The organism is Candidatus Methylacidiphilum fumarolicum, from assembly GCF_949774925.1.
In the GTDB taxonomy this organism is placed as follows: domain Bacteria; phylum Verrucomicrobiota; class Verrucomicrobiia; order Methylacidiphilales; family Methylacidiphilaceae; genus Methylacidiphilum; species Methylacidiphilum fumarolicum.
The window spans coordinates 691,138-703,279 of the sequence record NZ_OX458932.1 but is presented as its reverse complement, the minus strand read 5'-3'; the positions used below and the strand labels follow the sequence as shown (position 1 = coordinate 703,279).

The 12,142-nt window shown below is 40.3% G+C and carries 15 protein-coding genes; 13 read left to right on the top strand and 2 right to left on the bottom strand.

The genetic code is table 11. The features are described 5' to 3' along the window. Positions 1-15: 15 nt before the first annotated feature. The 11 genes from rimO to coaD all read left to right on the top strand — a co-directional run bounded on the left by rimO (position 16) and on the right by coaD (position 9,449). On the top strand, positions 16-1,353 hold the full coding sequence (rimO, locus tag QOL44_RS03145) for a 30S ribosomal protein S12 methylthiotransferase RimO (RefSeq protein WP_009060979.1): 1,338 nt from the start codon (positions 16-18) through the stop codon (positions 1,351-1,353). 34 nt (positions 1,354-1,387) lie between these two features. After that, entirely contained in the window at positions 1,388-2,065 is a 678-nt protein-coding gene (nth, locus tag QOL44_RS03140) for an endonuclease III (protein WP_009060981.1), read from the top strand. Positions 2,066-2,123: 58 nt separating this feature from the next. Continuing rightward, positions 2,124-3,044: an ACP S-malonyltransferase gene (locus QOL44_RS03135; RefSeq protein WP_009060983.1), complete on the top strand. Its 921-nt coding sequence runs from the start codon at positions 2,124-2,126 to the stop codon at positions 3,042-3,044. Continuing rightward, positions 3,034-3,774 (top strand): 3-oxoacyl-ACP reductase family protein, encoded by a 741-nt coding sequence (locus tag QOL44_RS03130; RefSeq protein ID WP_009060985.1) that lies wholly within the window; start codon positions 3,034-3,036, stop codon positions 3,772-3,774. Before QOL44_RS03135 ends, QOL44_RS03130 begins: the two co-directional genes overlap by 11 nt. Positions 3,775-3,825: 51 nt before the next feature. After that, the gene (locus QOL44_RS03125) at positions 3,826-4,095 is read left to right on the top strand and encodes an acyl carrier protein (protein WP_009060986.1); all 270 of its coding nucleotides are present in this window, start codon (positions 3,826-3,828) and stop codon (positions 4,093-4,095) included. Positions 4,096-4,126: 31 nt separating this feature from the next. Further along, positions 4,127-5,371, top strand: a complete 1,245-nt coding sequence (gene fabF, locus QOL44_RS03120) for a beta-ketoacyl-ACP synthase II (protein WP_009060988.1) — start codon at positions 4,127-4,129, stop codon at positions 5,369-5,371. Between the two features lie 28 nt (positions 5,372-5,399). Beyond that, positions 5,400-5,642: a 50S ribosomal protein L31 gene (gene rpmE / locus QOL44_RS03115; protein WP_009060990.1), complete on the top strand. Its 243-nt coding sequence runs from the start codon at positions 5,400-5,402 to the stop codon at positions 5,640-5,642. 89 nt (positions 5,643-5,731) lie between these two features. Further along, on the top strand, positions 5,732-6,868 hold the full coding sequence (prfA, locus tag QOL44_RS03110) for a peptide chain release factor 1 (RefSeq protein ID WP_009060992.1): 1,137 nt from the start codon (positions 5,732-5,734) through the stop codon (positions 6,866-6,868). Beyond that, a complete protein-coding gene (gene prmC, locus QOL44_RS03105) occupies positions 6,843-7,670 on the top strand; it encodes a peptide chain release factor N(5)-glutamine methyltransferase (protein ID WP_009060994.1) in 828 nt (275 codons plus the stop codon). The genes prfA and prmC overlap by 26 nt, the downstream gene beginning before the upstream one ends. After that, on the top strand, positions 7,663-8,928 hold the full coding sequence (murA, locus tag QOL44_RS03100; protein WP_009060995.1) for a UDP-N-acetylglucosamine 1-carboxyvinyltransferase: 1,266 nt from the start codon (positions 7,663-7,665) through the stop codon (positions 8,926-8,928). The genes prmC and murA overlap by 8 nt, the downstream gene beginning before the upstream one ends. Beyond that, complete coding sequence (gene coaD / locus QOL44_RS03095; protein ID WP_009060996.1) at positions 8,925-9,449, top strand: pantetheine-phosphate adenylyltransferase; 525 nt, start codon at positions 8,925-8,927, stop codon at positions 9,447-9,449. Before murA ends, coaD begins: the two co-directional genes overlap by 4 nt. Here coaD and QOL44_RS03090 read toward each other — a convergent pair whose 3' ends face one another. Continuing rightward, complete coding sequence (locus tag QOL44_RS03090; RefSeq protein WP_009060997.1) at positions 9,450-10,034, bottom strand: hypothetical protein; 585 nt, start codon at positions 10,032-10,034, stop codon at positions 9,450-9,452. On the opposite strand from QOL44_RS03090, the gene QOL44_RS03085 reads away from it, so the two are divergent. Together QOL44_RS03085 and QOL44_RS03080 are read left to right on the top strand one after the other, a co-directional pair. Beyond that, positions 10,023-11,381: an alkaline phosphatase family protein gene (locus QOL44_RS03085; RefSeq protein ID WP_009060998.1), complete on the top strand. Its 1,359-nt coding sequence runs from the start codon at positions 10,023-10,025 to the stop codon at positions 11,379-11,381. The genes QOL44_RS03090 and QOL44_RS03085 overlap by 12 nt on opposite strands. 102 nt (positions 11,382-11,483) lie before the next feature. Beyond that, complete coding sequence (locus tag QOL44_RS03080) at positions 11,484-11,924, top strand: NUDIX domain-containing protein (RefSeq protein WP_009060999.1); 441 nt, start codon at positions 11,484-11,486, stop codon at positions 11,922-11,924. Positions 11,925-11,956: 32 nt separating this feature from the next. Here the strand turns inward: QOL44_RS03080 and QOL44_RS03075 are convergent, their stop codons facing one another. After that, the gene (locus QOL44_RS03075; RefSeq protein WP_009061000.1) at positions 11,957-12,139 is read right to left on the bottom strand and encodes a hypothetical protein; all 183 of its coding nucleotides are present in this window, start codon (positions 12,137-12,139) and stop codon (positions 11,957-11,959) included. Positions 12,140-12,142 lie beyond the last annotated feature (3 nt).

Genomic DNA, 12,142 nt, shown 5'->3' with positions numbered 1-12,142 from the left:
ATCCATTGATTTTCCATGAACTCGACTCTTTCAGGCATAAGCATTGCGATGATCTCCTTGGGCTGCTCTAAAAATCTCGTGGATTCAGAAGTAATGCTCGGCAAACTTCTGGATGCTGGAGCTTCCTTAACGGCTTCTCCACACCGAGCGGATATCTTATTAATTAATACCTGCGGGTTTATTTTGCCGGCAAAAAAAGAATCTATTGAGACAATTCTGGCCGCTATCCATCGAAGAGAGACGGGAGCAACAAAACAGAAAATTGTGGTGACAGGCTGCCTTTTCCAGCGGTACGGAAAGGAACTGTCTTCTTTGCTTCCTGAAGTTGATCTTTTTCTTGGGCTTGATGAAATTCCGAATATTGATTCTCATTTAAAAGAGTTAATTGATCGCAATACTCCCCTTTCTGACTCCATTCCTCTTGCTCAGTCACCAAAGTTCATACCTGATTTCGATCATCCACGACTAAAACTCACTCCTCCCCATTTCAGCTATTTAAAGATAGCGGAGGGATGTAATCATCCATGTACTTTTTGTATCATCCCAAAAATTAGAGGACGCTACCGGAGTCGTTCGATTGATTCAGTACTGAAGGAAGCATCTGCCATGGTAGAAAGAGGAACAAAAGAAATCATCTTGATTTCTCAGGATACGACCTTCTACGGAATCGATCAATCCACTCAGAAAGTTTCCCTATTGGTGGATCTTTTAAGTGGTTTAGAAGCGATACCTGGTGATTTCTGGATTCGCCTTTTATATACCCATCCTGCCCATTGGACAGAAGCGCTCATAGAAAAGTTCAGCTCCTCCAAAAAAATAGCAAAGTATATTGATATTCCCATTCAACACATTTCTGATCCAGTACTAGGGAGGATGCAACGCAAAACATCAGAAGCCTATCTTCGAGAGCTGCTATTCGAAATCAGGAAGAAAGTAAAGGAGGCTGCTATCAGAACCACCCTTATTGTTGGTTTTCCTGGAGAATCTGAAGAAGATTATCAAAAACTATGTGATTTTATTTGCGAGTTCAAATTTGACAGGCTTGGTGTCTTCCCTTACTCTCCAGAGGAAGGGACAAAAGCTGAAAAAATGATGGATCAAGTTGCCGAAAAAGTAAAAAAAAGACGCGCAAAAAAGATTATGGAATTACAAAAAGCGATCGTTAGGGAAAAAAACAGAGGAGCAATCGGAAAGAAATTAAAGGTATTGATTGATCGCCCAGGTTTAGCTAGAAGTCAATGGGATGCTCCCGAAGTGGACACACTGGTGCATGTGCCTTTGAGCTTACCCCCTGGTCAATTTGCAGAGGTCAAGATTGTAGATTTCAAAGATTATGACCTGATTGCTCAATAAGACCAGTGATTTTTAATGAACACGATAAAAGATTATGCCCCGAAAAACTAATCCTTCTCTTAACTTAGAGAAATTCAATGAATCAGAGCGAATAAAAAAGATTCTATCTATACTGAGAGAGACTTATCCAAATGCAAAGCCTGCTCTTTTTTTCCGAAATCCTTTAGAACTTCTCATTGCGACGATTCTTTCAGCGCGCTGCACTGATGAACAAGTCAATCTGGTAACCGCCAAGCTTTTTCAAAAATACCATACTGCAGCCGACTACGCGGCCGCCCCTATTGAAGAGCTAGAAAATGCCATTCATAGTTTGGGATTCTACAAAACGAAAGCCAAAAATATAAAAAACGCTTGTCAGATTCTTGCTTCCCAATGCAATGGCGAGGTACCTTCTCAAATGGAAAAACTAGTCAACTTGCCCGGTGTCGGAAGGAAAACGGCTAATGTGGTTTTAGGGAACGCCTTTGGAATTAACGATGGCATAGTTGTCGATACGCATGTAAGCCGGGTGAGTTTTCGATTAGGATTGACTCAAGAAAAACAACCAGAAAAGATTGAACAAGATTTAATGCGTTGCATTCCAAAGGAAAGTTGGACTGAATTCAGTAATCTCATAATCTGGCATGGCAGAAAAAGATGTAAAGCAAGAAATCCAGATTGCCCTCATTGTGAACTAAACGAGCTTTGTCCAAAAATAGGGGTAAAAAATTAATTTCATTTCGAATAAGGTTTGACCAAAAATAAGAGTCGTCTATTTTTTTCATCTAACCATGCGGATAGGAATACTTTTCTGTGGACAAGGCGCTCAAAAAGTAGGAATGGGTAAAGATTTTTTCGATCGTTACCCCCTTGTCCAGGACCTTTATTTAGAAGCTGAACAACAGCTTGGTTTCCCTTTGTCCACTATTTCTTTCCATGGACCGGAATCGGAGTTGACGAAAACCTATCACTGCCAACCTGCTCTCTTTGTTTTTGGATATGCTCTTTACACGATCTTGCGTAAAGAAATACCTAGACTGGAGCTCGTTGGCGCCTCAGGGCTATCACTTGGCGAACTAACAGCTTATGCAGCTTGTGGAGCTTTTGATTATAAAACGGCACTGAAACTTGTGGGAGAAAGAGCACGACTCATTCAGGAAGCCTCTCAAAAGCATCCAGGGACGATGGTTGCTTTGATTGGATCTACAAGAAAACAGGCTGAATCTATTGCCCAGATGTCAGGATGCCAGGTAGCCAACTACAATGCTGCTGACCAACAAGTGCTCAGTGGATCCCATAGTTCCATCGCAGAGGCCATAAAACTGGCTCGTGAAGCTAAAATTAAAAAGGTCATTCCTCTTGATGTTTCTGGCCCCTTTCATAGCCGGTATATGGAAGAAGCTTCCATGGCATTCTTCGAACTTCTCAAAAATCTCACTCTCTACATTCCTTCCATTCCGGTTATATCCAACGCAACCGCTTCCGTTGCTCAAACAATTGAGGAACTTCGCCAGAGTCTAAGCAAACAAATTTGCCATCCAGTCCTTTGGGAAGAAAGTTTGCATTTTATGCTTAAATTAGACATCGAACTTTTTATCGAAATTTCACCTAGAAAAATATTTGGCAGTTTTTTAAAAAGAATAGATCCTGCAATCCGATGCTTGACTATTTCGAATGTAGAAACGATGGATGAATTAAAAAATGAACTTTAAAGATAAAGTTGCTTTAATTACCGGGGCAAGCCGAGGTATAGGCAAAGCCATTGCCATGGAATTAGCACTTATGGGGACCTCTATTGCTTTTATTAGTAAAAATCCTATACATGTAGAACAAACAGAAAAAATGTTGCAAAATTTAGGCATCCGTACCAAAGGTTATGCTCTTGACATTTCTGAAATTTCACAGTTGAAGAAAACTATTGATGATATTTTGAATGAATTTGGACAAATAGATTTCTTGGTTAATAATGCAGGGAAAACAGAGGATAGATTGCTTTTACGCATGAGTGAAGCAGATTGGGATAGTGTTATGGATCTTAATTTAAAGGCCTCTTTTTTTATGATAAAATTTGTAGGAAAGCATTTTCTTTCAAGAAATTATGGCAAAATTATAAATATCAGTTCTATTTCTGGCTTGACAGGTATTCCAGGGCAAGCCAATTATGCTGCATCCAAAGCAGGACTAATTGGGCTAACCAAAACTGTTGCCAAAGAATTGGGACCTCGAGGCATAACTTGCAATGCCATCTGTCCGGGTTTTATAGAAACCGACATGACGGAACATCTTTCTCTTGAAAGAAAAGAAAAAATACTCAAAGAAATTCCTTTAGGAAGGTTTGGCAAAGCAGAAGAAGTTGCAAAATTAGCAGTTTTCTTGCTTGGGCCTGGAGGAGATTATATTACCGGACAAAGTTTTATCATTGATGGAGGATTGTTAGCATAAATGCTATTGGCTGATAGAAAAAATTTTTACATAAAGGAGATAAATCTCATTATGGAGGAAAATATGGCAGAAAAAAAATCGATCGAAGAAAGAGTGAAAAACATTATTGTAGAGCAGCTTGGAGTCAATCCTGAACAGGTTACTCCCAAAGCCAGATTCATAGAGGATTTGGGAGCAGATTCTCTAGATACAGTTGAGCTGGTTATGGCCTTTGAAGAAGAATTCAACGTTGAAGTGCCGGATGAAGAAGCTGAAAAACTACAAACTGTAGGAGATGTCATTCGGTACATCGAAGAAAACCTAGAAGAAGAAGAAAGCTAAAAAGATTGAAAAGAAGCCAAAAGCACAGTGTATGAGTAAGAGGCGAGTGATCATAAGCGGGATGGGGTTAGTCTCTCCAAATGGCAACTGTGTCCAAGAATTCTGGACAAGCCTTATAAACGGGAAAAGTGGCATTGGGGTCATCACCGCTTTTGACACTCAAGCTTTTGATTGCAAGTTTGGTGGAGAAGTAAGAAACTTTAATCCAAGTAACTACTTTAAAAATCCCAAAGATGCTCGAAGAGCTGACCGCTTCGTCCAGTTTGCAATGGCTGCAGCAAAGGAAGCCATTGAAAGCAGTGGCCTCGATTTCGATAGAGAAGACCCCACGAAAATAGGGGTAATTGTGAGTTCTGGCATTGGTGGTTTGAAAACATTGGAGGATCAACACACCATTTTGCTGACTAAAGGACCTTCCCGATGTAGTCCTCTCATGATTCCAATGATGATTTCTAATATGGCTTCAGGCATGATAGCTATAGAATACAATTTACAAGGTCCTAATTTTTCTATCGTAACTGCCTGTGCCTCTGCTGCTCATTCAATTGGCGAAGCTTTTCGCATGATCCAGGTTAGTGATGCCGATATCATCGTTGCTGGTGGATCAGAAGCCTCGATCGTGCCTTTAGGAGTTGCAGGATTTTCCAATATGAAAGCCCTCAGCCTACGAAACAACGAACCGCAAAAAGCTTCGCGACCCTTTGATAGACACCGCGATGGGTTCGTATTAAGCGAAGGGGCTGGAGTGGTTGTTTTGGAAGAGTTGGAGCACGCTAAAAAAAGAAACGCTCCTATTTATGCAGAGATCATCGGCTATGGCCTATCTGCCGATGCACATCATATTACTGCGCCTGATCCCTCCGGAGAAGGGGCGACTCGAGCGATGGAGATGGCTATGAGAAAAGCGCACCTCAATCCTCAAGACATCGATTATATTAACGCCCATGCGACAAGTACCATCCCCGGAGATATTTGTGAAACGATGGCAATAAAAAAAGCGTTCGGTAAACATGCTTATTCCATACCAATAAGCTCTACGAAGTCGATGACAGGCCATCTTTTAGGAGCTGCTGGAGCTGTGGAATTGATCGCATGCATTAAAACCATTCAAGAAGGGGTCATCCCCCCAACAATCAATCTAGAAGAACCTGATCCACTCTGCGATCTTGATTATGTACCTAATGTAGCACGGAGACAAAAAGTGAATATCGCCATGAACAATTCCTTTGGCTTTGGCGGACATAATGCCAGTCTGATTATAAAAAGATTTGATTGACTAACAAAAAAAGAATATTTTAGTTTAAATGAAAAAAGGAATTCACCCAAATTATCAAGAAACAACGATTAGTTGTGCGTGTGGAGCAGTTTATACAACCAAATCCACAAAACCTTCTATTAGGATAGGAATATGTGCTTCCTGTCATCCCCTATTTACTGGGCAGCAAAAATTTGTCGATACTGCCGGTAGAGTAGAGAAATTTGCAAGACGTTTTGGAAAGGTTTCTTTTCTAGGTGATGCAGCGAATAGAAAGAAAAAGAATAAGTAGTTTTAGCCAATGACTTCCCGTTGATAAGTACGCTAAGCCTTTGCTTACTTATTCTTTCCTCTTGTCCTTTCCATTTATAAAACATTCACATGTGTTTAGAACGATATATTGAAAAAATTCAAAAAAAGTTCGATAAACTCCAGACAGAACTTTCTAAGGAAGACCTCTATAGCAGCAATCCAGCCAAAACTATTGAAATGGCTAGAGAACACACTCGCTTAAAAGAAATACTGGATCTTTATGGTCAGTTAACAACACTTCAAGAAGCAAAGGCTTCTGTTGTTAGTCTGACAAAAGAAACAGCCGACGTAGAACTCCAAGAATTAGCCCAACACGAAATAGAAAAGCTGGACCAAAAAATACATGAACTTACAGTAGCTGTGCTTTCTTCGCTTTTCCCCTCGGAAGAAGAAAAAAGTTCGAAAAACCTGATTATTGAAATTCGAGCGGGAACGGGAGGAGAAGAAGCTGCCCTTTTTGCTTCTGATCTTTATAGAATGTATAGTAAATATGCCGAAAAAAAAGGTTGGAAGCAGGAGTTGCTCCATTTTCATCCTAGCGAATTAGGAGGGCTAAAAGAAATTATATTTTCAATCCAAGGAAAAGAGGCTTTCAAAAAATTGAAATATGAAAGTGGAGTGCATAGAGTCCAAAGAGTTCCCGCAACAGAATCTCAAGGAAGAATCCACACTTCAACAGCAACAGTGGCTGTCCTGTTGGAACCAGAAGAAATCGAATTAAATATAAAACCTGAAGATTTGCGGATTGAAGTCTGCAGAGCCGGAGGCCCCGGGGGTCAAGGAGTCAACACAACAGATTCGGCTGTTCAGATTTTTCACATTCCTTCAGGAATTATGGTCAGATGCCAAGATGAGAGATCTCAATTAAAAAACAGAGAAAAAGCACTCAAAATCCTTAAAGCAAGACTTCTTTCCAAAAAAGAAGAAGAAGAAGCTCAAAAACGTGCTATGGAAAGAAAAAGTATGGTGGGCAGTGGAGAACGGACAGAAAAAATACGGACTTACAATTTCCCTCAAGGACGAGTTACTGATCATAGAATTCCTATCACTCTTTATAATTTACAATCTTTTCTTGACGGGGATATCGATCCGATAATCGATCAGTTAATTCAAAAAGAAGTCGCTAGTAGAATCGCTCAAGAACTAGCCGAAGAAAACATCCCTTTCACTGCTACGGAAGATGACCGAAAGCCGTCAATTGTTTAAAAAAGCCCTAGCGTATTTAGAAGAAAAAAATATAGACTCTCCTAGGCTTTCTTGCGAACTGATTTTTTCCGACGCTCTCCAAATCGACAGACTTGCTCTGTATACCAATCCATCCTCCTCATTGGAATCAAAAATCGCCGATCTTATCTGGGAAAGAGTGGAAAGAAGGGCAAGGGGGGAACCGGTTGCCTATATACTCGGTTATAGTTTATTTTATGGAGAAAAATTTTGGATTTCTCCTGCCGTTCTTATTCCAAGACCAGAGACGGAATTCGTCGTGGAGTCTGCCATGGAATTACTCCCTAGGCTTACGGGGCCTGTTCTTGATATTGGAACAGGCAGTGGAGCCATTGCAGTGACGATTGCTCAGGCTTATCCAAACTTATCCTTTTACGGTACAGATATCTGTAGTAATGCCCTTCAAATAGCTGAAAAAAATAAAAAGAAATTAAAAAATCTTTTCTTTTATCAGGATAACTTATTGGATAGGCCTCCTTGTGATTTTTTTGAGCTGATGATTGCTAATCTTCCCTACCTTCCCTCAGAAATCATTCCTCAGCTTTCTCCAGAAATACAATTTGAGCCTCGTATTGCTCTAGATGGAGGGAAGGACGGTTTGGAGTTGATCAGAAAATTCATTCCTCAAGCAAAAAACAGGTGTCGTTATCTTATCCTGGAGATAGGAGATGGGCAGTTTCTTCCAGTCAAGCAACTTTTAGTAGACCATGGTTTTTCTGTTGTCCAAGTAAAAAAAGATCTTTCCCAAATGGAGCGAGTTGTTATAGGAAAATATCGTGGATAAATTTGTTATTAAAGGGGGGAATCCTCTCATTGGAAAAGTTACTATCAGTGGATCAAAAAATTCTGCTCTTCCTATCCTGGCTGCAACGCTCCTGACACCGGAAGAATGTATCATTCATCGAGTTCCCGATCTCAGTGATATACGGTATATGTTGGAAATTCTAAAATTTCTGGGTGCTCAGGTTCATTACGAAAAGGGAACGGTAAGAGTCAAGAATAAGATTATTAATTGGATAGCCCCCTATGACTTGGTCCGAAAAATGCGAGCCTCCATTTGCATTCTTGGCCCCCTCATAGCTCGATGTGGAAAAGCTAGGGTCTCTTTACCAGGAGGGTGTGTGATTGGAGATAGACCTATTGATCTTCACATTTCTGGACTCCAAAAGCTAGGAGCCAATATCGATATCATCAAAGGTGATGTTGTGGCTCAGGGCGGGCAGCTGCGAGGCACTACTATCAATTTAAGAGGTCCTTATGGCTCAACAGTACTCGGAACAGATAACGTGATGATGGCTGCTTGCCGATCAGAAGGAACAACGATTATAGAGGGGGCTGCCTGTGAACCAGAAGTAGAAGACCTAGCCAAATTTCTTGTGTCAATGGGTGCTAAAATCAGCGGGATCGGTTCCCAACGCTTGATCATCGAAGGGATAAAAGAACTTCATGGAAGCGAATATACAATTATTACAGATAGAATAGAAGCAGGGACATTTGCCGTTGGCGCCGCAATGACTAAAGGCGATTTATTCCTTGAACAGGCTCCTGTCAACCACATGACCAGCGTACTGGAAAAATTGCGAGACTGCGGGGTAACCATTCAAGTCGAAGAAAAGGGTTTACGGGTATCGAGATCTGGCCCACTCAAAGCTTTTGAAATCGAGACTTCTTCTTATCCAGGATTCCCAACTGATATGCAGGCTCAATTTTGTGCCATGGCCACTATTGCCTGCGGAAAGAGTAAAGTCGTCGAAAATATATTTCCAAACCGGTTTATGCATATCAGTGAACTGAAACGACTAGGAGCCAATATCGAACTATTGAAAAACGAAGTACACATTTATGGGATAGAACGGTTAAGCGGAGCTCCTGTCATGGCTTCAGACCTCAGGGCTTCAGCAGCTCTCGTGCTTGCGGGGCTCGTAGCCGACAACACTACGGAAGTCCATCGAGTCTATCATATAGATAGAGGATATGAGAAGATTGATGAGAAACTATTAGCGGTAGGAGCAATGATCAAAAGAGTGTATTCTAAGACATGAAAAAAGTCCTTTATCCAGGAACCTTCGATCCCATTACCCTTGGACATGTTGATGTCATACTCAAAGCGGTTCGTTTGTTTGATGAAGTGATTATTGGAGTTTCAGGTCAATCACCTAAGGAAACTCTTTTTCAATTAGAAGAACGCATCTCCCTTGTTCAGTTAACAATAAAAGAATTGTCCTTCCAAAATTTAAGAGCATTGTCTTACACTGGCCTCACCGTAGACTTTGCCAAACAGTTAGGCTGTTGTGCCATTATTCGCGGGCTTCGCGCGGTATCTGATTTTGAAAGTGAGTTTCAACTTGCTCTAATGAATCGCAGATTAGAACCTAAAATCGAAACCATTTTTCTCATGCCCGAAGATAACCATATTTATTTAAGCTCTTCTTTAGTAAAAGAAATAAGCAGGCTTGGCGGGGATATATCGCCCTTTGTTCCCGTTGCCGTTGTAGAAGCACTGAAACAAAAAATGTCCAAAAGAAATTCTCTTTCTATTATTTCTCAACTCTCGGCACAATAGCTACTTGTTAATTAAATCCTCAAGGGCATCATCAACTCTTATATCAATAAGCTTCCATACCTTATCTGGCTTGTAATAGACAAATCGCCAGCGAAGAGGTTGCAGTTCAAGATTTAACAAATAAGTAACTACATAAAGTCGATTCCCAAAAGCTTTAGAATCATATATATCAAAAGAATCAGCTTTCCCGTAGTATGACATTGCTTGGCTGGTTTTATCCATAAGCATATTGATATTTTCATTGCGGGAGGCTAATCGACTATTAACCAACAATTCTTGAAAAGCTCTTTGTATATCCCCTTGTAGCAATTGATTAAAAAATTTTTCTATAGGCACTTTTAATTCAGGAATCGGTTGGGCGGGATTGGGCTCCCTAGATATCCTCAATGGAGGTAAATCTTTTACTTGAGGCACAGGAGCAGTTTGAGCTAAAAGAGAAGCAACCGGAAAAAAGAATAAAAAAAATAGAAAATTTTTCTGCATCTTTTCTAGACCATAAAACAAAAAGTAAAATGGTTTCTTTGCCTCTTCAATTCTCTTCGTTACAAAAATGACCAACAATAATTTTTTTCCATGGATAATCATAGCTGGTTCTTGAGACTTTATTCTTTTATTGCAGTGGTTATTCTTGCCATTTATGGAAGGGCTGCCCCTTCAAAAGAGCAGCTACATAACATCATCATTATTTACCAAGAAAACCACAGTTTTGACAACTTGTTTGGTACCATGGAAAAAGTAGATGGTATTGCAAATGCAAAACATGCCTTGCTACAAGAGGATAAACAAGGCCTACCATACAAAACTTTGCCTCCTATTTATGATCCTGTGAACAAAACAATAGACAAAAGATTCTCTCGACCTCTGCCCAATGGTCCTTTTCTTTTAAATGATTTCTTAACTATAAACAGCCCCATACCTGATCCCATCCATAGTTTTTACAGGAATCAGCTTCAGATAAATGGTGGTAAATGCAACCGATTCGTAGCTTGGAGTAATACTGGAGGCTTACCCATGGGCTATTATCAGAGCCAATCTCTACCCCTCTATGCTTATGCAAAGCAGTACACCGTTCTTGATCATTTTTTTCAGGCAGCCTTTGGGGGTTCCTTTTTGAATCACATATGGCTTGTGGCTGCACAGACTCCCTATTGGGGAGAGGCTCCTGAGGAACTAAAATCTAAGCTGGAATTCGACAATCAAGGAAAATGGATCGGGATTAAAAAAGAAGGGCCATTGACTCCGGATGGGTATGTTGTAGGTACTGTACAAAGCGTCTACCAACCCCATTCTTCCACACAAAAAGAATCCCATCTACTCCCTCCATTAACCATTCCAACGATCGGGGATAGACTGTCGGAAGCTGGAATTTCTTGGGCATGGTATGCGGGTGGCTGGAACGATGCACTCCAAGGAAGGGCTGATCCCTCTTTCCAGTTCCATCATCAGCCCTTCGTATACTTTAAAAATTTCGGTGGTTCTACTGAAGCAAAGAAAAAATTCCTTAAAGATGAAACAGATTTTTTCCTGGATATTAAAAAGGGATCTTTACCTCAAGTATGCTTTGTTAAACCCCTCGGCAGATACAACGAGCACCCTGGGTATTCAACCATTGAAGCAGGAGAAAAACATGCTATCGAACTGATAGAAGCTTTAAAAAATTCTCCTTATTGGAACAACCTTCTTATTATACTAACCTATGATGAATTTGGTGGTTTTTGGGACCATGTCCCCCCACCTAAAAATGATCGCTGGGGACCTGGCCCAAGAATCCCCGCACTGCTCATTTCCCCTTTCTGCGAAGGAGGCAAAGTTAATTCCAAATATTATGACACGACTTCTATTTTAAAGCTAATCGAATGGAGATTTAACTTATCTCCCTTATCCTCTCGGGACAAGTCGGCAAGAAATCTCTTCGAAGCCCTAATAGAATAAAGATCTTCAAAATATTTTCGTGGAAGAATCTTTTTTAATAAAAAATAATCCTTAATAGGAAGACTTCTACTGAAAAATATTTCATGTCATTATCTACGTTGGATGAAAAAAATAACTAGAGCTGCAGGCTTTGTAATTTATAAAGAAGAAAATGGCAAACCTTTCTATCTGCTTCTTAGGGCTTATAGGAACTGGGATTTCCCCAAGGGAACCATCCAAAGCGGGGAGTCAGATTTTGAAGCTGCCCTCCGGGAAACCGAAGAAGAGACTACTTTAAATTGTTTTGAATTTCCTTTTAACCTAGAATCAAAAGAAACAGAAGTCTATTCAAAGGGAAAAATCAGTAAATTTTTTATTGCAAAACTAAAAGAAGGAGAACCCGTACTTAGGCCAAGCCCAGAACTTGGAAGAGCTGAACACCACGAGTGGCGCTGGGTGAATTTCGAAGAAGCATTAAAACTTTTACCCATTCATCTTATCCCAATCTTACAATGGGCAAATGCTCGAATTTGTTCGAGAAAAACACCTAAAGAAGAAGCTTAAGATTTTCTTTTTGTCATGAATCAATCCAGCAATTAATCTTCCGGATCATCTTCAAGTCTTTCCCCTCCAGGGACTTCGTTCGTCCATTTATCTTCCACAGCTAATGTAAACTGCACTTTTTGAGAAAAGGACATCTTTTCATAAAATTCTTTCCATCTTTGGTCTTCTTCTTCAAATAATTTCAACGCTTTATTAAAATCCTCGTTAGAAATCATGAT

Coding starts and splice junctions, on each gene's coding strand:
- coaD (WP_009060996.1), top strand. CDS start 8,925: ATGAAAAAAGTCCTTTATCCAGGAACCTTCGATCCCATTACCCTTGGA.
- rimO (WP_009060979.1), top strand. CDS start 16: ATGAACTCGACTCTTTCAGGCATAAGCATTGCGATGATCTCCTTGGGC.
- QOL44_RS03080 (WP_009060999.1), top strand. CDS start 11,484: ATGAAAAAAATAACTAGAGCTGCAGGCTTTGTAATTTATAAAGAAGAA.
- QOL44_RS03130 (WP_009060985.1), top strand. CDS start 3,034: ATGAACTTTAAAGATAAAGTTGCTTTAATTACCGGGGCAAGCCGAGGT.
- nth (WP_009060981.1), top strand. CDS start 1,388: ATGCCCCGAAAAACTAATCCTTCTCTTAACTTAGAGAAATTCAATGAA.
- rpmE (WP_009060990.1), top strand. CDS start 5,400: ATGAAAAAAGGAATTCACCCAAATTATCAAGAAACAACGATTAGTTGT.
- prmC (WP_009060994.1), top strand. CDS start 6,843: ATGACCGAAAGCCGTCAATTGTTTAAAAAAGCCCTAGCGTATTTAGAA.
- QOL44_RS03135 (WP_009060983.1), top strand. CDS start 2,124: ATGCGGATAGGAATACTTTTCTGTGGACAAGGCGCTCAAAAAGTAGGA.
- fabF (WP_009060988.1), top strand. CDS start 4,127: ATGAGTAAGAGGCGAGTGATCATAAGCGGGATGGGGTTAGTCTCTCCA.
- QOL44_RS03075 (WP_009061000.1), bottom strand. CDS start 12,139: ATGATTTCTAACGAGGATTTTAATAAAGCGTTGAAATTATTTGAAGAA.
- QOL44_RS03090 (WP_009060997.1), bottom strand. CDS start 10,034: ATGATTATCCATGGAAAAAAATTATTGTTGGTCATTTTTGTAACGAAG.
- prfA (WP_009060992.1), top strand. CDS start 5,732: ATGTGTTTAGAACGATATATTGAAAAAATTCAAAAAAAGTTCGATAAA.
- QOL44_RS03085 (WP_009060998.1), top strand. CDS start 10,023: ATGGATAATCATAGCTGGTTCTTGAGACTTTATTCTTTTATTGCAGTG.
- QOL44_RS03125 (WP_009060986.1), top strand. CDS start 3,826: ATGGAGGAAAATATGGCAGAAAAAAAATCGATCGAAGAAAGAGTGAAA.